Origin of the sequence: Terrisporobacter othiniensis (assembly GCF_000808015.1) — a bacterium.
Lineage (GTDB): Bacteria > Bacillota > Clostridia > Peptostreptococcales > Peptostreptococcaceae > Terrisporobacter > Terrisporobacter muris.
This window is the reverse complement of record NZ_JWHR01000099.1, coordinates 33,240-54,276: the sequence shown is the minus strand read 5'-3', so window position 1 is coordinate 54,276 and position 21,037 is coordinate 33,240. Positions and strand designations below refer to the sequence as shown.

Here is a 21,037-nt window from a genome sequence, read left to right as displayed (position 1 = left end):
TCTATATAATTAGTTTATCTATTTTATCGTTTTTTATATAATTCCACATAGTTAAATAAGATTTTTATTTTTTAAATATAAATTAGTTTATCTATCTTTTTCATATATAAAAAGATTTATATGAACTTAGCATATTGATATAATTCTCCAGCCAAATCTTTTAATAATATCTGATTAATTACTTTATATTTTCCATTTTCTCGTTTTAATACACCCTTTTTACATAATGTGTTAAACGTTCTAAGCAGGTGTCTATAACTGCATCCTAATCACTCTGCTATATTAATTAAATTTTCATCAAAATCAATATATGTATTTTCTTCATAAACTAATGATTCATTTATATAGCTAGATAATCTATTTTCCAATGGATAAAGTAAATTGATAGATCTATTCATACTGACAGCTGCTAGTTTTTCTGCTAAACTTTCACAAGTAAATTTTAAAAACTTTCTATCTTTAGTTAATTCTAATCTTACCTTTTCCATAGATATAGCTAAACAGTAACAAGTACTAAAAGCTTGAATTGTACCTGTTGAACTTTGATTTTTTACAACCTCTATATCTCCTATTACTCTAAAAGGTTTATAAAAAGCAAGCAGTGAGTTTCTACCATTAGGCAATGTTTTAAATACTTTTGCTTTAAATGCTCCATGGTTTGTTTATACCGGTGGACTTTTAGGTGTTATTATAGTTACTATGCTCTCTTTTTTATCTTCAAAGATTTCATCTTTTTACTTAACTTTATTGTTATTTATTGGTCAACTTTTCACAGGAATAATTATAAATGCTTTGTCTACAGGTAAAATTTCTTTTTACCAAGTAATTGGTGGAACTTTAGTAGTATTAGGTTTAACTTATAATTTATATATTGATAAAATAAATAGCAAAACCGTATCAGCTTAAGATACGGTTCTTTTTATAAAATCTATCATACTTTCTTTATTTTCTTCCAACTGAACTAACCTATTAACATTGGCTCCTGATGGATGAGGAAATCCCATAAGTATCTGATTTTCTTTAATAAATTTTTCATCTTTTAATTTGCATAATACCTCTTCAACAGCTTTTCCTAGTGGTATTAATAATATATCTTCAAAGTCATTTAGTTCATGTATTTCATTTATAAAATTCTCATAGATATATTTCATTAAAAAATCACTTTTTAATAGCTTAGGTGTATGGCCTGTATAGTTTTGCTTTTTCACAAAAACAGGATAAGGTATTAATGACACAGTATGCATTAAATAATCTTTTTTATCAAATAATTCACTACAGCTTTCTAAGCTTAGAGCTTCATTTAATTTTATTTCATCTAACATTGATATAATATTTTTTCTTAAACTTCCACTAAATCTACCTGATACTTTGCACTTATACTGTATATCTTCTATGTCATCATTATTTTCTAATTCTTTTCTTGCAGTAGCTATTGACGTATTCATTTGTATAAATCCTGGTGTTATACCTATAATTAGTATTTTTGCCTTTGGGTTTATGTACTCATTATGTGGAGCGTAATATATTTCTATATTATTTTCTTTCTCTATTAAAAAATCTTCTATCAGCAATTCTTCTTTTGTATATTTATCTTTAATAGGAAGTTTTTCTATTTCCATTTTATAATCGTATAATGTTTTTTTCATGACATCTCCTAAATATATTAATAAATTATTTCCTTCTATTTAAATATTATATCAATAATCTATTAATATATTTAATCTACAATTGATTTTAACTGCTTTCTATCATTAAAGAATTTTTTATAACTTAAATAAGTTGCTATAATTGTAGCTATGGACGAAGATGATAAAATCATAAAAGTAACCATTATCTGAAATTTAACTGCAACCACTGGAGATGAGCCTGCCAGAATTAATCCTGTCATCATCCCTGGTAATGAAACTATTCCTAAAGTTTTAGCAGAATCAATAGTTGGCATTATGGATATTTTAATACTCTCTCTAATTATCTCAGCTGATGCTTCTTTTATGCTTGCTCCTAGGGATAACTTAACTTCGACTGCTATTGAATTATTTTTAAAATTATTAACTAAGTTTCTATAACTTAGTCCTATGGCAACCATTGAATTACTTATTATCATTCCTGCTACAGGTATTACTTCATTAGGAGTATGTTCTATTGCTTTTGATCCAATTAAAATACCTAAAGTAGCGACCGTTCCTATAGAAATAGATATAAATGATATTAAAACTTGATTTGCTATAAGAAATCCTTTTTTCCTTGTATTAATGGCTGCATTAAAAATCATTACTAAGACTAATACAGCTGTATAAATTAACTTGTCTAGCCCAAATATAAAATCTAATACATATCCAATTACTAATAGTTGAATTATTGCTCTTAACATACTAATTATAATATCTCTATTTAATTCTAATTTTTCTTTGTATGAAATCATAATAGGAATTATTAGTAATACTGATGATAAAATTAACGCCTCTGTTTTCATTAGTTAAACTCCTCTAATTTTTCAATTTTTCCTTTTGATACAGTTATCCTTTTATTGAATATAGTTTCACTTTGTTTCTCACTATGAGTAACCCATAATATAGTTACTCCTTCTTTATTTAGTTCTTCTATATAATCTTCTATAATTTTTGTATTTTCAATATCTAAAGCAGATGTTATTTCATCTAACAATAAAACTTCTGGTGTAAAAATAATATTTCTTATAAAAGCTATTCTTTGTTTCTCTCCTCCAGATAATAAATTTATATTTTTATTTATTATATCTTCTTTTAGTTTAAATCTCTTCAACAAATTAATTATTCTTTCATTGTCTATTTCTTTATTTCTTATTTTAAAAGGAAATTCTAAATTATCATAAACTGTATTTCCAAACAAATATGGTATTTGAATAGAATAACTAATTTTTTTCCTTAAGTCCGTTGATTCATAATAAGAGTATTCTTTTCCTTTAAACTTAATACTTCCTTCTTTTACTTCTATCAAATCTCCACATATTTTTAATAATGTACTTTTTCCACTTCCAGATTCACCTATTATAGATATACAATCTCCTTTATTTATATCTATTGTAATTCCATCTAAAATCACATTTTCATTATCTTCATATCTTATATTATCTAGCTGAATTATTTTCATATATTCCTCACTTACCAAACATTATAATGTACTTTTTTTCGTCTACTTTTCTTCTTTTTATATCTTTAGACTGAGCATATCATATTTCTACAAGAGATATTTGTATAATACATTTTCTTATACTCTGTCTATTTTCTATAATGTTCACTTATCCATCCTCTATCAATATCATCTTTCGATATCATAATTTGATATTAACATGTATAATAAATTTTTACAATAAAAAAGATAAGATATTGATTTACAATATCTTACTTCTTTTATAAAACTTCATTTACTAACTCTTTTAAATTTTCCTTTAAATCATTTAATAATTCATTACCTTTATCAGTATTCTTATAGTATTTTCTTATTTTCCCATTAACATTTTTCTCTTCTTTAAGTAAATATCCTTCATCTACCATTGATTTTAATGTTGGATATAATGTTCCAGGGCTTATATTATATCCATGTTCTTTTAATTCTTCAATCATCCAACTCCCATAAAAACATTGCTCATTACCATGATGCAGTATATGAATATATATTAATCCATTAAAAATTTTCCTAATTATTTGATCTTTCAAAAACTCAACTCCTTAGTTATATTTATATAATTCTATTTTAATCCATATATTTTCTCTATCCTAGACTTTTTCAATATGTATATAAAATAGTTTTAAGTTTTTATTGAATTTTATCCAAATTATTATAATTGTTACTATTTTTCAACTTTGTTATAATAATTAAGTTATTTAATTTTAAAATTTGAAAATTGTTAGATTTTAATTTATATATTGGGAGGAATATATATGCAAAAACTACTTAGCAAAACTCGTCAAGCAATTAAAGATTTTAATATGATAGAAGAAAATGATAAAATAGCAGTTGGTTTATCTGGAGGAAAGGATAGTTTAGCATTACTTCATATATTAAAAAGTTATCAAAGATTTTCACCAGAAAAATTTGATCTAATAGCTATAACTTTAAATCCAGGAGGAGTTGACAACACTCCGCTTCATAAACTGTGTAAAGATTTATCAATACCTTATCATGAAGTTCAAACAGATATAAAAGAAATTGTATTCGATATTAGAAAAGAAAAAAATCCATGCTCATTATGCGCAAACTTAAGACGTGGAGCCCTTAATGATACGGCAAAAAAATTAGGTTGCAATAAAGTTGCATTAGGACATCACAGAGATGATGCTATTGAAACTTTCTTAATGTCAATGCTTTATGAAGGTAGAGTAAGTTGCTTCTCTCCTAAAACTCATATGGATAGACAGCAATTAACTATAATTAGACCTATGATTTATGTTGAAGAATATATGACGAAAAAGGCTGCTAAAGATTATAATTATCCAATTATAGAAAATCCTTGCCCAGCTGATGGAAAAACTAATAGACAAAATATAAAAGAACTTGTATCTAGATTAAACGAAGATATGCCTGGTTCTAAAAAGAATATTTTTGGCGCTTTAAATAATCCTGATAAAGTCTTTATTTGGGATAAAGAAAAAATAAGATAAATATTAAGAAGGCTATACCAAAAGTGGTATAGCCTTCTTAATGCATTTTAAATGTATAGTGTCTAGAAAAATACTTTAAAGTATTTTTCTAGTTCATATATAACTTAGCCTCTAATTCTTGGGATATAGCCAAATTATAGATATAAGCATTGCTTACTTCAACTACTAATTTTTCTTCCAATTCTGAAGATAGTTTCATATCATTAATTTTTGCAGCATAGTTCATAACGTATGCTCTTATATTTTTTATTCCATCGCAATTATAATAGTTTAATCCTTCTGCAGGAACTTTATAATTTACACCCAATAAAGATACGAATGTTCTACCTCCAAATAAATCTGCTATAAATCTAGTATATGCATACGCTACTATCAATTCTGGATTTGTGTTACCTATTTCTTTTATTTTTTCTACAAAGGCAATAGTTGATGATAATAATTCATATTTATTTGAGTTTTCACCTAAAAAATATTCTAAATCTTTTTCTATTAATTTATATCTATATAATTCTGGTGTTGCAAACTCTTTAACAACTTCATTATCTTTATTATTTTCTATAGTTTCTTCTATTACCTTGTACATTTCACTAAGGTTAAATAAATATTCTACATAACCATCTACTGATGCATTTCCATCCACTATTCTCTTTAAAATTCCCGAATGCTCTGCTGCACTATGTAAAGCTCCTGTGTTTTTTCTTATTTTAGTTATTAAATCCATAACCGTCACCACCTATAATGTTATATTTTTTATTTGTTTATTACAAAAAGTTTTGTTTTAAGTTTTATTACTACATCTTAATTGATAATAATTATCATTTTCTTTAATATATTTATTCCCCCTTCTTTTTTAACTTAAACATTTTTTTATATTTTTTGTTATTTTTGTGTTATGAATACGATATCCTACCCCTTGGTATCTCTAAGTTGCACCAATTATTAACTATTTAAATTTTTTTGTATACCTGGAGCAAATTTTTTGGTATTATAGATTAGTATGTGTATACAAAATACTTTTTATATAAAACATTTATAGGAGGTCTCATAATGACAAACGAAACAAAAGTTAAAGTTGTAACTGCTGATCCTTCAGCATTAGGACTTTTTGGATTAGCATTAATAACATTTGTTGCTTCATCTCAAAAATTAGGATTAACTTCAGGTGTATCTTACGTTTTACCTTGGGCAATATTCTTAGGAGCTACTGCTCAATTAATAGCTTGTATAAATGATTTCAAGCATGATAATACATTCGGTGCTACAGCATTCGGTGCTTATGCAATGTTCTGGTATGCAGTTGGATTTACTTGGTTAATAAAAGCTGGTGTATTTGGAGCTGAATTAGCAGCTACTGTTGACGTTAAACAATTAGGATTTGCTTACTTAGGATTCTTAATATTCTCTGTAATCATGACTATAGGTGCTATGGAAACTCATAAGGTATTATTTACAATATTTGTTTTAATAGACTTCTTATTCATAGGATTATCATTATCTTCATTCGGTATAATGGAACATGCTATGCACTCATTAGCTGCATACTCTGAAATGGCAATAGCTTTAGTAGGATTCTACGGATGTGGTGCTGCTGTGTTAAATACTCACTTCGGAAGAGTATTCTTACCAGTTGGAAAGCCATTTGGCATATTTAAAAAATAATAACTTATATATATAAATAAATAGCCTTAAACATTTTACTTGAATGTTTAAGGCTATTTTTCACTTTTTATTTTCTTTCATATTTCTATTAACCTAAAAAAATCTGAATTTGGGTACTATAAGTTTTAGTATCAAAAATATCATTAAATAAATCAAATTCTATAATACTATCAACTTTTATATTATTTTCCCTTATATAATTAGATATTTTTTTAATACATTCTTTCTCATTTTCCCTATTGTAAACTATAGTTAAATAGTTACCTTCGGGCAATACTTTTATACTTTCATCAACTTTTATATTTTTATTTTCTTCAATTCCATTAAATACATATTTAACTTCTGTATCTCCACTAGAATTAATATTATATATAATTCCTCTTTGTACAGATATTTTTATATTTTTCTCTAGTACTAATTTTTCTAAATCAGAATAATAAAGTAATTCTTTTAAGCTACCTGCTTCTTTACATGGTAGGACAATTATATAACGAGGTTTAAAAAAACTAATTGATATTTCATTTTCATGCAATATTTCCTTTGATGAATTTATACTTTCCTTTAGCATGTCAATTTTTTCAATCACCTGGTTCATTTTATTTATCTTTTCTTTAGCTTCACATCTTTTTATTTCTAAAAATTCAAGCAACTTATCAGTATTACATTCTCGAAAAATTTCTTGAAGTTCCTTTATACTAGTTTCTAATGATCTACAACCTTTTATAATATCTATATATACAAACTGATCTATAGAATAGTATCTATATCCTGTAGTTTCATCGATATACTTCGGTATAAGAATTCCCATTTTATGATAATATCTTAAAGCTTTTATTGTAATTTCTTTAATTTTAGAAACTTCTCCTATGGAGAATAGTTTTTCCATTTTATCACCATCTTTTTTATTTTTTATTGACTCTGCTCTTAGGGGAGAGATTATTATCATTATACAGTATTTGTTGTATAAATATAAATCAAATTAAATGAAAGGATATTTTATGAATATGAACAAGGTAATTTACAGAGATATAATGAAATCAGATTATGAGACTATTAAAGAATTGATTGGAGAAGCATTTGGATTTTCTGATTTTATTAAAGACAAGCAACTACTAGATATTGTATTAAGTGGGTATCTTCAAGACTGCATTTTAGATACTTCATTTAGTAAAGTTGCCACAAAAGATGATAAAGTAATTGGTTTTATTTTGGGAAATGCTAAAAATGATAAAAATCGTATAATCAATCTTAATGAGTCTTTAGAGTTTGACAATAATACAATTGAATTAATAATGAATAATGCAGAAAATCAAATTTTATTTAAAGAGTTCTTAAAAATTCCAGATGCATATAAAGATATAATAAAAGGAAAAGAAGATATGTTCCAAGGATGTATACAGTTATTTGTTGTATCTAAAGAGTTTAGAGGACTTGGTGTTGGAAAAACTTTAGTTAAATACTTATCTGATTATATGAAAAGTATGGATGTAAAATCTTTATATTTATTTACAGATAGCAGATGCAACTATGGATTTTATGATAGTCAAAATTTCAATAAATTAAATGAAAAAGAAATATATTTTAATTATGTAGATGCTAAATTAAATGTATTTTTATATGGATATAATTTTCAATAAATTTATTAGTTTTATATTAAGAGCCGTATCACTTAATTGTGATACGGTTTTACAATTAATCTATATATTCTTGTTATAAATTTACCTATATATGATGGTTTTTATATATGCAAAAAGTTGAGAAAAGAATTAGACATAACTATTATTGTAGTTACAAGTAGCAAAAGTGATATTGATGAATTAGAAATTATGAATTTAGGTGCAGATGATTTTATTACTAAACTATTTAATCCAAGGATACTTCTTGCACATATTTCTTCTGTATTAAGAAGGTGTTATGGAAATAGCAACTCTCTTATAATAAGTCATAATGGTGCTGTTTTAGATGTTTTAAGGGGGCATGTGTCTCATGATGGTAAAAGCATTGAGCTTACTAAAACTGAGCTTGGCATTTTAAAGCTATTAATTGAAAATAGTGCAAATATAATTCCTAGAAATGCAATACTAAGTTCTTTGTGGGAAATGTCAGAGTTTGTAGAAGACAATACATTAACAGTTAATGTTAATAGACTTAGAAAAAATTAGATAGCATTGTACTTGAAAATTATTTAATCACTAGAAGAGGAATAGGGTATATGGTATGACAATATTAAAATACATAAAAGATAAGTCTATTAGTATTCTCATATTGTTACTTACACTGATTATTACGTTTATGTTTATATTTTTAGTTGAAATAAATATAAACTATATAATTTTCACTGAAATGATATTTTTATTCAGCTTTATATTGATATTAGTAATAGATTTTATAAGAAGAAAAAAATTTTACAATGATTTTATTGATACATTCAGTGAATTAGATGAAAAATCTTATATTACAGAAATAATAGAAATCCCAAACTTTATAGAAGGTCAAATACTGTACCAATCTCTAAAGGTTGAAAGTAAATATATAAATGATATAACATCTGGCTACAATAATAAATTTAAAGAATATCGACAATATATAGAAACATGGGTACATGAAATTAAAACGTCTATTTCTACATCTAAGCTTTTGATTGAAAATAATAAAAACATTACTACCTTAAGTATAGAAGAGGAAATTGATAAAATAGATGATTATATAGAGCAAGTATTTTATGTTACAAAGAGTGATACAGTGGAGAAGGATTATCATATAAAAAAATTATATCTTAAATACATTATAACTAATACTATTAAAAATAAATCAAAAGAAATTATTAATATTGGTATGAAGACTATGCTACATGATTTATATTTTTATATTTTATCAGATTCCAAATGGATAGAGTTTATCATCTGTCAAATTATAAGTAACTCTATTAAATATAGGATTAATAAACCTACAATAGAATTTTACAGTGAAGAGATTAATAATAAAATATGTCTTTATATAAAAGATAATGGTATAGGTATTCCAAAAGAAGATATATCTAGAGTATTTGAAAAAGGATTCGCCGGTGTTAATGGCAGGATAAAATCTACTTCTACGGGAATAGGTTTATATCTATGTAAAAAATTATGTAATAAGTTGGAAGTTGATATTGATATTTCAAGTGAGTTTGAAAAATGCACAACTGTTAAATTGACGTTTATTAAGGATATATAATAGCCTTTTTTTATTGCAAATAATTTTCTATTTGAAACCTTTACTACTTTGATTAATTGTTCATAATATTACAAAGATGTTATATTTCTGTTATATAAATTTGTAGATAGCCTATTTGTATGAATGGTATCATTGATATAAATAAAAGGAGGTAATTATTATGAATAAAATATTAAGAGTCAAAAATACTATAGAAATAAAGGAAGCCTTACTAAGGCTGTTGATAATATAAGTTTTGATGTTGAAAAGGGAGAATATATTGGAATTATGGGAGCTTCAGGTAGTGGTAAAACTACTCTTTTAAACTGTATTTCTACTATAGATAGCATCACTGCTGGAAACATTCATATTTCTGGTCAAGATATTACCAAAATGAGTGAAGATGAATTATCTAAGTTTCGTAGGGAGCAACTTGGATTCATATTTCAGGATTTCAATTTACTAGATACGCTTACTGCTCGTGATAATATTGCATTAGCCCTTGCAATTACAGGTGAATCGCCAAAGAAAATAGATTCTAAAATAAATAAAATTTCAGAAAAACTAGGAATTAGAGAGATACTTAATAAGTATCCTTATGAAATATATGGTGGACAAAAACAAAGAATAGCATGTGCAAGAGCGATAATTACAAAACCTTCATTAATATTAGCAGATGAACCTACTGGTGCATTAGACTCTAAATCTGCAAGGATATTTTTAGAAAATCTTGAATTATTAAATGAAGAATTAAAAGCAACTATATTAATGGTAACACACGGTGCCTTTACTGCTAGTTACTGCAAAAGAATATTATTTATAAAGGACGGAAAAATATTCAATGAACTAGTTCGTGGAGATTATACTCGTAAAGAATTCTTCGACAAAATAATTAGTATAATCTCACTTCTTAGAGGTGACAATCAACATGTTTTCTAGAATAATTCATAAAAAAAGTATGTTTCTCACATTTCATGAGAGTCTTTTAAGCAACTTACAAGAAATAATGCAAAGAAAAGTATTAATGATTATGCTGTTTACTTTATTACACTAGCATTTGGTGTGGTACTTTTATATTCATTTAATGCCTTAGATGATACTTTGTCACTACTAAATGGAAATAGAATTTTGGATTCAAGTATCTATATGTCGAGAATCATTTTAACAACGTTCTCTATAGTAATATGTATTATATTTGGATTTCTAATAGCATATTCTAATAACTTTATCATGAAGAAGCGAAAAAAATAGTTCAGTATTTATATAACTCTTGGCATGGATAAAAGAGATATAAATAAATTAATGTTTAGGGAAACTGTAGTCATAGGCTTATTATCTTCTCAGGGACTCTGTATGATTGCAACTAAAATGTTAACAATTAGTTCTTTAGATTTTAAATTTTCATTTTCATTTGTATCTACGATAAAAACAATAGTATTTTTCGCACTAGTACTATTAATAGTTAACCATTTCAACAAAAAATATGCTTAAGTATAATTTAATACATTTAATAAATTCAGATAAAAAAATGAGTCTTCTGATTCACCATGAAAAGCTTCTAATTTAATATTTTTTACTTTGTCTATAATATGTACCATAGCATCCTATATAGTATTCTTCACTACTGATCCACGTACCTCACTTGGATATATAATGGTGTTTACTACTTGTATAATTCTACTTATTATTGGTACTTATTTATTCTTTCTCTCAGTATCTGACTTCATTATAATATCTTTAAAAAAGGTTAAAAAAATATACTATAATAATTTAAATATAATAATTTCGGTTTAGATAATAATTTTGAACCACTTAATGTTGTTGGAATTAGTAATTATAACTCTGTTAAAAAGCAACGAAGTTTAAATGAAATACATTTAAATAATAATGAATTCTTGATAAACTATGATATAAAATAATATAAACAAGTATATGAAAATTATATAAAAAGTAAACCAAAACCGATAAATATAAATAGTAATATTCTTAAATTAAAAGATTCAAAATTATATAATTTAACATATAGCTCCAATGTAAATGCCACAGACTTTGGTACAATTATTGTTCCCGATATAGTTTTAGATAATCTAAATCCTACTATGACTATTTTAAATGTTAACTATACTGAGTCAAACAATAACTATGATAACATGTTTTTAGATGCTTTTTATAATATAAAAGATAATTCTAATAATTATGAATACATGTTAGACCAAAAATTAGTAATAGATGGAGAAAAAATTGCACTTAATACTACATTTTCTTTCATATCAGTATATTTAGGAATTATTTTGTTAATATCATCAGGCACAGTACTTGCTTTACAACAACTTTCAGAGTCAACTTCAAATAAAGAAAAATTTAATCTATTAAGAAAACTTGGTATAAAAAAGAAACATATAAAGAAAGCTATTTTTATACAGGTGTTAACAATATTTATTACACCACTATCATTAACTATCTTACACTCATTATTCGTAACTAAATTAATTTATGTTATGATACTTGAGCTTGTAGATGTAGGTATATTAAAAAATATGCTATCATCAATTGTAATTCTTATGTATAGCATATATTTATGCATGAGTTACTTCCAAAGTTTAAATATCATAAATAGTAATAAAAATAAAACCATATAAATTAATAAAGGAGTTGCATGTCTAATTAAAATTTAGTCATGCAACTCCTTACTATATAAAAATTAAATATTACTTATCTAAATTTCATTATTATTTATTAAATAAGGCATTAGCTACTTTATTAATATATCCATTTTTCTTCCAAAAAATAGAATCCGAAACTAAATATGGGTTATCTGTAATTATACTATCAACATAGTCCCAATTATAAAGGTTACCATATGCTACTGCAGTTAAATAACATGTTTCAATGCTTGAATCTAATTCCTTAACCCTTTTTAATACATCTTTATCCATGGAAGCTATAATACTCTGATGTTCAATTTTATTGGCTTTAATTAAGTCTAAAACTCTTTTCGTTACATCACTTTTTTCATGACCATTAAGTTTTATCTCTATAACTAATTCCACTTTACCTTTAGCGCTGTCTATTACTTCCTGAAGGGTTGGTATTTTCTCTCCAGAAAAGTCTGAACTAAAGTAACTGCCATCGTATGTTTTAACTTCATCATAATTAACTTCCCAGGTATTTTTATATACACCTGTAGTTCTCTTAAAATTCGAATCATGAATTATAATTAACTCTCCATCCTTTGTCTCTTGCACATCTATTTCTATATATTTTGCATCACCATTAATAGCTTCTTGTAGTGCTGCTAGTGTATTTTCTGGAGCTCTTGCAGCTGAAATTCTATGACCTGTAGCTGTTGTATTGTAAAAAAATGATGTATTAAATGCATCATTTTGGGTTAAGTATGAAAATCCCATGGATTCAAGTTGGAATAAAAATAATATTACTATTAATTTAGAAATAGATTTTAATATTGGCTTTTTATTTTTTTAGGATTAAATTTATGAATATCAATGCCTTTATATTCATAATAAAGTGATGAAATAATACCCATATTAATTATAGCGTTAAATATCATAGAAACAACTACTGCGTATTCATTAATTATGAAACACCTATTTATAAATATGCTTTTTAAATCAGTATCTGAATCATAATACCTTGGAATATAATATTTTGTCCATAACCCTATCAATATAATTGAAGCTTTATAAATTATATATCCTATAATTGAGGTTAATATAAATAACCCAACAGAAACAACAATTAGCTTAATATATTTACCTCTTGTAATTCTTACACTATTTTTTCTAGCCTCTTTAAATGTATTTGTTGATAAAGTAATCTCATGAATACTGAAAATCCATCTGATAACCAATATATATAAAATCAACATAACGAAAAGATAGATTATATTCAGTACATGATTAGAACTTATGTAATCTTGTATGTAATCTGGTAACTTCAACTTTCCTATAAAAGTAGATGTTAAAGTTAAATTAGTTAATGGAATTATTAACAGTACGAATAATACTAATAATATGTTTTTAAATTTAAATATCTCTATACATCTATTTATTGATATTTTAACAAGTTCAAATAATCCAATCTTTTTATACTGAACAGACTCATTTAAACATATAATCAAAGAAATAAATTCAAATATCATATAAAAAGCTAGTACTATCACTATTAATATTACTAAGATTAGTGATATTGGATTAGTTAATAAATTTATAATATTATCTACATTTACATACTTTATATTTGAACTAAACATTGATATATCAACTATATATTTAAAGGTTGGAATCATAAGTAAAGCTATTAATTTGTGAATTAGTTCAAATAAAATTAATGTGCTAAAATTGTACTTAATCATTGTAATAAATTTATTTGAAATTTTATTATTCATAATTTTCTCCATTTGTTTTTATTAAGGTGTATATAAGTTTTTTAATATCCTTATCCTATATAAGAATATTTATTTTAATACTTTAATTATAATCTTTATTTTAATATTATTTATATTATCCATCGATTATATGTTATATAAGTTAATGTGATATAAATTATATTATAATATCTATTACTCCCTAAAGCTATTGCCATTGTTGTAGTTTTTATATTTTAGTTTACTTAGATTATGAAACTATTTTTATGCTTACACAATTTATTCCTAAAAACACAAAAATGAGTTGCCTTGTTTATTTAGCAACCCATAATAATACTTAAACTTAGTCTCATAAACTAATTTATATTAAACTTTTTATATTATTACCACTTAGAACTAGGGTATCTCCACCTTTTATTACAGTAGATCCTTTAGGAACTAATATCTTATTATCTCGTTTTATCATAACAATAAGTATTTCTTCTGGTATATTTGCATCCATAATCATTTTATTTATCCATTTGCTATCATTTGATATGTTGACCTCTAACAAATCAGTATTTATTTCTCCTGTATAATCTGTAAATGTTCTCAGAACTGAACCTTCATATTCTGTATCGACTAAATCTAGTAAGCTAGCAACCTTAGGTATAAGTGTTCCCTGTATCGCAACAGAAAATAAAGCTATAAAGAATATTATATGGAATATATCATTTTCTATATTGACTCCATATGTAACTGCAAATATTGCAAAAACAACAGATGCCGCTCCTCTAAGTCCAACCCATGATATAAATAGTTTTTCCTTAATTGTAAATTTAAATGGGCTAAGAATTATAAATGTAGCTAGCGGTCTTGCAATTAATATCATAAATACAGATATCGATACTGAAGTTGCTGTAATATAAGGTAGTCTTGATGGGAAAGATAGAAGGCCTAGCATAAAAAATAATGCAATTTGCATAATCCATGAAATACCATCAAAGAAATGAAACATACTTTTCTTTTTAGGTATCTTACTATTTCCTATTATTATTCCTGCAATATACACACTTAAATATCCATTTCCTCCAAAAAACTCACTAAATGAATATGAAAGTATTGCAACTGCCGTCACAAAAATTGTATAAAATACATCTACTTCAAAGTTTGAATATCTAAGTATATAAACTGTACCCTTTGCAAATAAAAAGCCCACTATTAAGCCAAATATAATTTGCATAAGTATCATAGGTACTACTGTGCTCAAGCTTAATTCGCCAGAACTCTTCATCATAGTCAATACTATAAGGGTCATCATATAAGCAATCGGATCATTACTTCCACTTTCTACTTCTAAAAGTGATGCTAATGATCCTTTTAAATTTAATTTTTGAGCTCTTAGAACAGCAAATACTGATGCAGCATCTGTAGAGGCAACTATTGCTCCTATTAACAATCCTTCTAATAATGTAGTCTTTATTACTAAATGGCAGAATAAACCTGTAAGACCTGCCGTAATTGCAACTCCTAATGAAGACATCAATATTGATGGAATTGCTATAGGTTTAGCCATATTCCAGTTTGTTCCGAAACCTCCATAAAACATAATAAATACTAAGCCTAGGGAAGATAACTTACTTGCTAATTCATAGTTATCAAAATAAATTCCAACTAATCCATCTGATCCAAATAACATCCCCAGTACAATAAATATAAGAAGCATCGGCACTCCAAATTTATATAAAACCTTAGTCGAAGTTATACAAATAATTAATACTAAACCACTAATTATCATTAGTTCTGTCATAGAATTCCTCCTTTATATATTAATTTTTATTATTTTGAATATGTTTAATTTACATCTAATGTACATTACTAATTCATTTTATAAATAATTTTACATTATTTCACATTTATTGCATAGATACAGTATATTAATTTTATGTTAAAAATAATGTACCATATAGTTTTCTTTTTTGATTAACACGATATACATTTCCATAAAATTAAAAACCGTATCACTTACTTATGATACGGTTCTCCATTATTTATTCTATAAGCTCTATAAACTTGCTCCAACAATATCAACCTCATTAACTGGTGAGGGAAAGTCATCTTAGAGAAAGATAACTTATAATTAGCTCTTCTCATCACATCGTCAGAAAGCCCTAAAGAACCACCAATAACAAATACTATATGACTAGTCCCTCTAACGCCTAGATTGTCTATTGTATCTGCCAACTCTTCAGATGACAAATTCTTTCCATCTATAGCAAGTGCTATCACATGGGAGTTGTCCTTTATTTTACTTAGAATCTTCTTTCCTTCCTTCTCCTTAATCATCATCATTTCTTTATCACTTAGATTTTCAGGAGCTTTCTCATCATCCAATTCTATTACCTCTAACTTGCAATATTTTGATAATCTTTTTGAAAATTCATCTATTCCTAATTTTAAATATTTCTCTTTTATTTTTCCTACACAAACTACACTAATACGCATATTTTTCTCCTCTTATTAACTTTATCTTTTAAACAACAGATGTATCTGAATCAATAGCAAAATAATTTGCCAACACGTCGCTCAAAGATAATATTAGCTAAGCAAATTTTACAGTTCAAAGACTTTTGAAACTGTATCTCTTGATAAAACTTCTAAATCTAAATCTTTTCCTATTATCATATCATTATTTGCCAGTACATTCTTAGATGTTGCAAAAGCTAAGTCTGGAAAATTATTTTCCTTACTTAAATGAGCTAATAATATTGATTCTGTATTATTATTAATTAACTCTACACAGAATTTGGCTGCTTCTTCGTTTGATAAATGTCCACAATCAGACATTACCCTTCTTTTTAAACTATAGGTATAACTTCCCATCATCAACATATTTGGGTCATAATTAGACTCCAGTACTACAAGTTTTGAATTATATAAGTTTTGTCTAATATTATCAGTTATACATCCTATATCCGTAGCAATTGACATTTTTTCTTGCTCTGAAAATAAATTATACCCTACAGCATCACTTGAGTCATGCGGGATTGAGAATGGCTTAATTCCCAAATCTCCTATACTATAAGTTTTATCATTTTCAAAAACTTTCATATTACCTTCTTTTACATTTCCTAATTTATCTTTCATAGCACACCATGTTTTTACATTTGCAAAAATAGGTATGTCCAATTTTCTAGATAATATTCCTGCACCCTTTATATGGTCAGAATGTTCGTGTGTTATAAATATGCCCTTTATCTTTTCTATATCAGCATTTATCTCATCTAAACCTGTCATTATTCTTTTACCACTAAGGCCTGCATCTATTAATATATTAGTATCTTTGTAACTAACAAAGTGACAATTCCCGCTACTTCCGCTTCCTATAGAACAATACTTCAACATGGTGCACCTCTTTTCTCTTTTTCTCATAACTTATATTATACCAAAAAAACAGAGCATTAAATTATTTTTCAATGCTCTGGCAAAAATTTTATTTACATTTTTTTATAATTTTTTCAATATCCACACCTTTACTCTTCCAAAGATCAACAAATTGAGATCCATTAACATTTTTAAATTTATATGTACTATAGTATTCTTTTAAAGTATTAAAAAATACTTCATCTCCAACTTCTTTTCTTATTTCATTAAAAGCTACTGCCCCCTTAGTATAAACACTTAAGCTATACTCTGAGGAATCCCTATACTCTGTTGTTGCCTTAAATATATCACTTGGTTTATAGTTTCTTGATTGAACCTCCATAGTCTTCATTAACTTGTCTCCAGTTTCTTTTCCGTACTTTTCTTCAAAGTAAAGAATAGTAGAGTACTCTGTCAATGCTTCATCTAACCAAGGTTCATTTACTTCATCATTTCCTATAACACTATACCACCATTGATGGGCTGTTTCATGAGCTATTACGTATTCCATTAAAAACTTGTTTTCTTTATTATATAGATTTTCATCTATCATAGATAACATAGGATATTCCATTCCACCAATAAAAAAGTCACTTGCTACTACTGAATATGTATCATATGGATAATCACCAAATAAGTTACTGAAAATCTCTATGGATGACTTAGCCACATCCATAGATTCTTGGCTCATATCATCATTTAAATTATATGTATTTATAACAATATCCTTATAGTTACTCTTATTTACTACAAATTTATCACTTAAAATAAAAGCAAAATCTCTAACCATCTTACCATCTATGGTATATAATATTTTTTCATTATCTGTTTTCTTTTCTGTTATTTCTCCTGTAGTTGCTAGCTTATATTTTACTGGTGCTAGTATTTTTACTTTAAAATTACTCGTGTCACTATAAAATGGATCTCCTACTGTTTCATAACTTTTTAGATTCCATCCTTTGTCATCATAAACACATGCTATAGGAAACCAATTTGTTACATTTACTGTATTATCACCATAACCAAATCTTCCAAGACAATTAGGTAGCTTTACATTATATTTTAAATCTATTTTTACTTGTTCACCTGCTTTTAACAATTTGTCCAATTTGATTTCTAAAATATCATTTTTATCTCCTGTTATTTCATACTTTAATTTATCATTATTGCTCAACACATTTTTAAGATCAATATATCCTTCATTAAATCCATTTGGATAGGCTCTGTTCATCTCTGAATTTTCAAAAGGCACTGATTCTTTTTCACAAAATGCATTGGGGTAAATATGTAAATAAATTTTATCTAATGTGGTTTTCGTATTATTTTGATAAACTAAACTTTCGTTGCATAAAATACGATTAGTTTCATCATCATATATTACATCTATAGTGTATTCATTTTTATTTTTTTCATCTTGAAGAGTAAAAGTTTCTCTTTGGTTAGTAAGTATAAATGTACGTATACTTCCCACTATAATGATTAAAAGGGCTAGTATTATAAAAAATAACCTTCTTCTCTTTTTATCAAATTTAATAACCAATTTATACCTCCTTTTTAATGAATATTTTTTTTTAAAACTTCCAATATAAATTTGTAATAGCTTTTATGTTATAATTGAAGCTGAGGTGATTATATGTTTTTTTATAAAGAAGAAAATGATATAGATTTTGGTGAGACAACCATCCCAAACATCTTCATAGATATATATATGCCTATGGGCGATGGATTATACACAAAGGTATATCTTTTAGCATATAGACAAGTGTGTTCTTCCATACCAGATCCTAAATTTGATAACAGGTCCATTTCTAGAATTTTAGAAGTTCCTTTATCAGATGTTATAAATGCATGGAAGTTCTGGGAAAAGCAAAACATAGTAAAAATGCATAAGAACGACAGTCCAGATGACTTTGATTATTCTATTGAGTTTTTAGATCTAAAAAGATTATATGTTGAAAATCTGCAAATTAATACACCTTCTATTAAATCTAATAGTGATAGAATAGTTTCTGCTGGAGAAAATCCAAGCATAACTAAAATGTTTAATAGTATAAACCGTATAATAGGAAGATTTCTTGATCCATCTGAAAAATTAAGAATATTAGATATTAGGGAAAAATTCAATGTTAATCCTGATGTTATTATTTATGCTTATGAGATTTCAAAACAAAGAAATAACGGTACTCCAAAAAATTTAAATTATATTGAAGGAATACTTCGAAATTGGTATGATTTAGGTCTTTATACTGTTGAAGATATAGAAAATAGTATAATCGAGGATAAGAAACGTTATGATATTCATAAACTTATTTTTAAATCTCTTGGATTTAATAGAAACCCTGGTGCAGAAGAAAAAAGAATTATGGATATATGGATTGATAAGTACAATATGGATATAGAAATTATACTAGAGGCTTGTAGTAAATCTAAAAATACATCTAACCCTTCTATATCTTATATAAATGGTATAATCGAAAGATATAAAAAGAATAATGTTAAAACTTTAGATGACATAGAGAGATTAGAGGAAGAATTTAATCAAAAAAAACAACAGAAAAAAAATACTCCTTCAAATAATAATTCTGCTCCTAAAGTTAAAACAAGATTCCATAATATCAATGAAACATTTAGAAACTACAGCCCTGATGAATTAGAAAAACTTCTAAAGGAAAGTCAAAAGGGTAAATTTTAGTAGGTAGGTGATTAAATGCAGGAGTCAAAATTAAGAGATATACTTATTGGTTATGAAAGAAAAAGAGATAAAGCAGATAAACTGTTAGAACAAAGAAAAAATGATGTTTATAAGCAAATTCCTAAGGTAAGAGAAATAGAGGATGAAATTAGTAAAGTTGGATTAGAAATGATGAAATTAGTTCTTAAAAATCCATCAAATAGAGAAACTCTTACTTTGAAAGCTAAAGAGAGGATTCAAATTTTGACAAATGAAAAACAAGCTTTATTAGACAGCTGGAATGTTCCAAAGGGATACCTTGATATTCAGTATGAATGTAACTTATGCAAAGATAGAGGTTTTCTTCCTAATGGGAAAAAATGCAATTGTCTAAAACAAGCTCTTATTAATGAATCATATAAAATGTCTAATTTATCTAGAATGTTAGAAAAACAAAATCAGTGCACATATGATGATAGCATTTTTTCAGAAGAGGTTGATCCAAGTACCGGAGTTTCTCCTAGACAAAACATGCAACTTATTTTATCTGATTGTGATGAATTTATTTATGATTTTGATAAGGATAATGACAAAAACTTATTATTTTATGGTGATACAGGATTAGGAAAAACATTTATGTCTAGCTATATTGCCAAAGAACTCCTTGATAAAGGATACTTAGTAATATATCAGACAGCTTTTAAAATGTTTGAAATCATAGAAGAGTATAAGTTTAGAAATTCTGATCATCATTTATCAAGAGAAGATTATGAAAACTTATTTGAATGTGATCTTTTAATAATTGATGATTTAGGTACAGAGCTTACTAACTCATTTACTATTAGTGAATTATTCATAATTCTAAATACTCGTTTATTAAATGGTAAGAAAACTATTATTTCTACTAATCTTAATCCCGCACAACTTGGTGAACTTTATTCCCAAAGAATTTTTTCACGTATTTTTGATAAGTTTAAAATGATTAAATTTGTTGGTGCTGATTTAAGATGGCAAAATAAAGTATCTAATGTAAATAAATAAAAGGAGAAAACTTTTGACAGTTTTCTCCTTTTTGTTCTATGTGAAACA

23 protein-coding genes and 1 pseudogene are annotated in these 21,037 nt (G+C 26.0%); 11 read left to right on the top strand and 13 right to left on the bottom strand.

The window, feature by feature from the left end:
* Positions 1–269 precede the first annotated feature (269 nt).
* Positions 270–629 (bottom strand): annotated as a pseudogene (locus QX51_RS11175) (hypothetical protein); the annotation flags it as partial.
* A gap of 70 nt (positions 630–699) precedes the next feature.
* On the opposite strand from QX51_RS11175, the gene QX51_RS11170 reads away from it, so the two are divergent.
* Positions 700–906 carry a hypothetical protein gene (locus tag QX51_RS11170; protein WP_242842731.1) on the top strand — a complete coding sequence of 69 codons (207 nt, stop codon included), beginning with the start codon at positions 700–702 and terminating at the stop codon, positions 904–906.
* Here the strand turns inward: QX51_RS11170 and QX51_RS11165 are convergent.
* From QX51_RS11165 to QX51_RS11150, 4 genes are all read right to left on the bottom strand, one after another.
* Entirely contained in the window at positions 903–1,646 is a 744-nt protein-coding gene (locus tag QX51_RS11165; protein WP_039679990.1) for a hypothetical protein, read from the bottom strand. The genes QX51_RS11170 and QX51_RS11165 overlap by 4 nt on opposite strands.
* 71 nt (positions 1,647–1,717) lie before the next feature.
* Positions 1,718–2,473 (bottom strand): ABC transporter permease, encoded by a 756-nt coding sequence (locus QX51_RS11160; RefSeq protein ID WP_039679989.1) that lies wholly within the window; start codon positions 2,471–2,473, stop codon positions 1,718–1,720.
* On the bottom strand, positions 2,473–3,129 hold the full coding sequence (locus QX51_RS11155; RefSeq protein WP_039679988.1) for an ABC transporter ATP-binding protein: 657 nt from the start codon (positions 3,127–3,129) through the stop codon (positions 2,473–2,475). Before QX51_RS11155 ends, QX51_RS11160 begins: the two co-directional genes overlap by 1 nt.
* 260 nt (positions 3,130–3,389) lie before the next feature.
* Positions 3,390–3,695 carry a PadR family transcriptional regulator gene (locus QX51_RS11150; RefSeq protein ID WP_039679987.1) on the bottom strand — a complete coding sequence of 102 codons (306 nt, stop codon included), beginning with the start codon at positions 3,693–3,695 and terminating at the stop codon, positions 3,390–3,392.
* 225 nt (positions 3,696–3,920) lie between these two features.
* On the opposite strand from QX51_RS11150, the gene QX51_RS11145 reads away from it, so the two are divergent.
* Positions 3,921–4,640 (top strand): tRNA 2-thiocytidine biosynthesis TtcA family protein, encoded by a 720-nt coding sequence (locus QX51_RS11145; protein WP_039679986.1) that lies wholly within the window; start codon positions 3,921–3,923, stop codon positions 4,638–4,640.
* Between the two features lie 88 nt (positions 4,641–4,728).
* On the opposite strand, the gene QX51_RS11140 is transcribed toward QX51_RS11145, so the two are convergent.
* On the bottom strand, positions 4,729–5,361 hold the full coding sequence (locus tag QX51_RS11140) for a biliverdin-producing heme oxygenase (RefSeq protein ID WP_039679985.1): 633 nt from the start codon (positions 5,359–5,361) through the stop codon (positions 4,729–4,731).
* Between the two features lie 326 nt (positions 5,362–5,687).
* Here QX51_RS11140 and QX51_RS11135 point away from each other — a divergent pair, with 326 nt between their 5' ends.
* A complete protein-coding gene (locus tag QX51_RS11135; protein WP_039679984.1) occupies positions 5,688–6,299 on the top strand; it encodes an acetate uptake transporter in 612 nt (203 codons plus the stop codon).
* Between the two features lie 88 nt (positions 6,300–6,387).
* Here the strand turns inward: QX51_RS11135 and QX51_RS11130 are convergent, their stop codons facing one another.
* Positions 6,388–7,185 carry a MerR family transcriptional regulator gene (locus QX51_RS11130; RefSeq protein WP_039679983.1) on the bottom strand — a complete coding sequence of 266 codons (798 nt, stop codon included), beginning with the start codon at positions 7,183–7,185 and terminating at the stop codon, positions 6,388–6,390.
* Between the two features lie 118 nt (positions 7,186–7,303).
* Here QX51_RS11130 and QX51_RS11125 point away from each other — a divergent pair, with 118 nt between their 5' ends.
* The 6 genes from QX51_RS11125 to QX51_RS19535 all read left to right on the top strand — a co-directional run bounded on the left by QX51_RS11125 (position 7,304) and on the right by QX51_RS19535 (position 12,130).
* Positions 7,304–7,936: a GNAT family N-acetyltransferase gene (locus tag QX51_RS11125; RefSeq protein ID WP_039680033.1), complete on the top strand. Its 633-nt coding sequence runs from the start codon at positions 7,304–7,306 to the stop codon at positions 7,934–7,936.
* 54 nt (positions 7,937–7,990) lie between these two features.
* Positions 7,991–8,461, top strand: coding sequence for a response regulator transcription factor (locus tag QX51_RS11120; RefSeq protein WP_330376071.1), 471 nt, complete (start codon positions 7,991–7,993; stop codon positions 8,459–8,461).
* Between the two features lie 55 nt (positions 8,462–8,516).
* Positions 8,517–9,512, top strand: a complete 996-nt coding sequence (locus tag QX51_RS11115; RefSeq protein ID WP_039679982.1) for an ATP-binding protein — start codon at positions 8,517–8,519, stop codon at positions 9,510–9,512.
* A 267-nt stretch (positions 9,513–9,779) separates the two neighbouring features.
* Positions 9,780–10,430 (top strand): ABC transporter ATP-binding protein, encoded by a 651-nt coding sequence (locus QX51_RS11110; RefSeq protein WP_278246224.1) that lies wholly within the window; start codon positions 9,780–9,782, stop codon positions 10,428–10,430.
* 336 nt (positions 10,431–10,766) lie between these two features.
* Complete coding sequence (locus QX51_RS19540) at positions 10,767–10,982, top strand: hypothetical protein (RefSeq protein ID WP_152607234.1); 216 nt, start codon at positions 10,767–10,769, stop codon at positions 10,980–10,982.
* 608 nt (positions 10,983–11,590) lie between these two features.
* Positions 11,591–12,130, top strand: coding sequence for an FtsX-like permease family protein (locus QX51_RS19535; RefSeq protein WP_052233009.1), 540 nt, complete (start codon positions 11,591–11,593; stop codon positions 12,128–12,130).
* A 90-nt stretch (positions 12,131–12,220) separates the two neighbouring features.
* Here QX51_RS19535 and QX51_RS21210 read toward each other — a convergent pair whose 3' ends face one another.
* The 6 genes from QX51_RS21210 to QX51_RS11080 form a co-directional block, all read right to left on the bottom strand.
* Positions 12,221–12,898, bottom strand: coding sequence for a glycerophosphodiester phosphodiesterase family protein (locus tag QX51_RS21210; protein WP_242842730.1), 678 nt, complete (start codon positions 12,896–12,898; stop codon positions 12,221–12,223).
* A gap of 50 nt (positions 12,899–12,948) precedes the next feature.
* Positions 12,949–13,896, bottom strand: a complete 948-nt coding sequence (locus tag QX51_RS21205) for a glycerophosphoryl diester phosphodiesterase membrane domain-containing protein (RefSeq protein WP_242842729.1) — start codon at positions 13,894–13,896, stop codon at positions 12,949–12,951.
* A gap of 340 nt (positions 13,897–14,236) precedes the next feature.
* Complete coding sequence (locus QX51_RS11095) at positions 14,237–15,664, bottom strand: potassium/proton antiporter (protein ID WP_039679980.1); 1,428 nt, start codon at positions 15,662–15,664, stop codon at positions 14,237–14,239.
* Between the two features lie 215 nt (positions 15,665–15,879).
* The gene (rlmH, locus tag QX51_RS11090) at positions 15,880–16,359 is read right to left on the bottom strand and encodes a 23S rRNA (pseudouridine(1915)-N(3))-methyltransferase RlmH (RefSeq protein WP_039679979.1); all 480 of its coding nucleotides are present in this window, start codon (positions 16,357–16,359) and stop codon (positions 15,880–15,882) included.
* Positions 16,360–16,467: 108 nt separating this feature from the next.
* Complete coding sequence (locus tag QX51_RS11085) at positions 16,468–17,259, bottom strand: MBL fold metallo-hydrolase (RefSeq protein ID WP_039679978.1); 792 nt, start codon at positions 17,257–17,259, stop codon at positions 16,468–16,470.
* An 88-nt stretch (positions 17,260–17,347) separates the two neighbouring features.
* Positions 17,348–18,817 (bottom strand): M1 family metallopeptidase, encoded by a 1,470-nt coding sequence (locus QX51_RS11080; protein ID WP_052233008.1) that lies wholly within the window; start codon positions 18,815–18,817, stop codon positions 17,348–17,350.
* Positions 18,818–18,910: 93 nt separating this feature from the next.
* On the opposite strand from QX51_RS11080, the gene QX51_RS11075 reads away from it, so the two are divergent.
* Positions 18,911–19,969 (top strand): DnaD domain protein, encoded by a 1,059-nt coding sequence (locus QX51_RS11075; protein WP_039679977.1) that lies wholly within the window; start codon positions 18,911–18,913, stop codon positions 19,967–19,969.
* 15 nt (positions 19,970–19,984) lie between these two features.
* Positions 19,985–20,989, top strand: a complete 1,005-nt coding sequence (locus tag QX51_RS11070; protein ID WP_039679976.1) for an ATP-binding protein — start codon at positions 19,985–19,987, stop codon at positions 20,987–20,989.
* The last annotated feature ends 48 nt before the right edge of the window (positions 20,990–21,037 follow it).

Coding starts and splice junctions, on each gene's coding strand:
- QX51_RS11170 (WP_242842731.1), top strand. CDS start 700: ATGCTCTCTTTTTTATCTTCAAAGATTTCATCTTTTTACTTAACTTTA.
- QX51_RS11165 (WP_039679990.1), bottom strand. CDS start 1,646: ATGAAAAAAACATTATACGATTATAAAATGGAAATAGAAAAACTTCCT.
- QX51_RS11160 (WP_039679989.1), bottom strand. CDS start 2,473: ATGAAAACAGAGGCGTTAATTTTATCATCAGTATTACTAATAATTCCT.
- QX51_RS11155 (WP_039679988.1), bottom strand. CDS start 3,129: ATGAAAATAATTCAGCTAGATAATATAAGATATGAAGATAATGAAAAT.
- QX51_RS11145 (WP_039679986.1), top strand. CDS start 3,921: ATGCAAAAACTACTTAGCAAAACTCGTCAAGCAATTAAAGATTTTAAT.
- QX51_RS11140 (WP_039679985.1), bottom strand. CDS start 5,361: ATGGATTTAATAACTAAAATAAGAAAAAACACAGGAGCTTTACATAGT.
- QX51_RS11135 (WP_039679984.1), top strand. CDS start 5,688: ATGACAAACGAAACAAAAGTTAAAGTTGTAACTGCTGATCCTTCAGCA.
- QX51_RS11130 (WP_039679983.1), bottom strand. CDS start 7,185: ATGGAAAAACTATTCTCCATAGGAGAAGTTTCTAAAATTAAAGAAATT.
- QX51_RS11125 (WP_039680033.1), top strand. CDS start 7,304: ATGAACAAGGTAATTTACAGAGATATAATGAAATCAGATTATGAGACT.
- QX51_RS11115 (WP_039679982.1), top strand. CDS start 8,517: ATGACAATATTAAAATACATAAAAGATAAGTCTATTAGTATTCTCATA.
- QX51_RS11110 (WP_278246224.1), top strand. CDS start 9,780: ATGGGAGCTTCAGGTAGTGGTAAAACTACTCTTTTAAACTGTATTTCT.
- QX51_RS19540 (WP_152607234.1), top strand. CDS start 10,767: ATGGATAAAAGAGATATAAATAAATTAATGTTTAGGGAAACTGTAGTC.
- QX51_RS19535 (WP_052233009.1), top strand. CDS start 11,591: ATGACTATTTTAAATGTTAACTATACTGAGTCAAACAATAACTATGAT.
- QX51_RS21210 (WP_242842730.1), bottom strand. CDS start 12,898: ATGGGATTTTCATACTTAACCCAAAATGATGCATTTAATACATCATTT.
- QX51_RS21205 (WP_242842729.1), bottom strand. CDS start 13,896: ATGAATAATAAAATTTCAAATAAATTTATTACAATGATTAAGTACAAT.
- QX51_RS11095 (WP_039679980.1), bottom strand. CDS start 15,664: ATGACAGAACTAATGATAATTAGTGGTTTAGTATTAATTATTTGTATA.
- rlmH (WP_039679979.1), bottom strand. CDS start 16,359: ATGCGTATTAGTGTAGTTTGTGTAGGAAAAATAAAAGAGAAATATTTA.
- QX51_RS11085 (WP_039679978.1), bottom strand. CDS start 17,259: ATGTTGAAGTATTGTTCTATAGGAAGCGGAAGTAGCGGGAATTGTCAC.
- QX51_RS11075 (WP_039679977.1), top strand. CDS start 18,911: ATGTTTTTTTATAAAGAAGAAAATGATATAGATTTTGGTGAGACAACC.
- QX51_RS11070 (WP_039679976.1), top strand. CDS start 19,985: ATGCAGGAGTCAAAATTAAGAGATATACTTATTGGTTATGAAAGAAAA.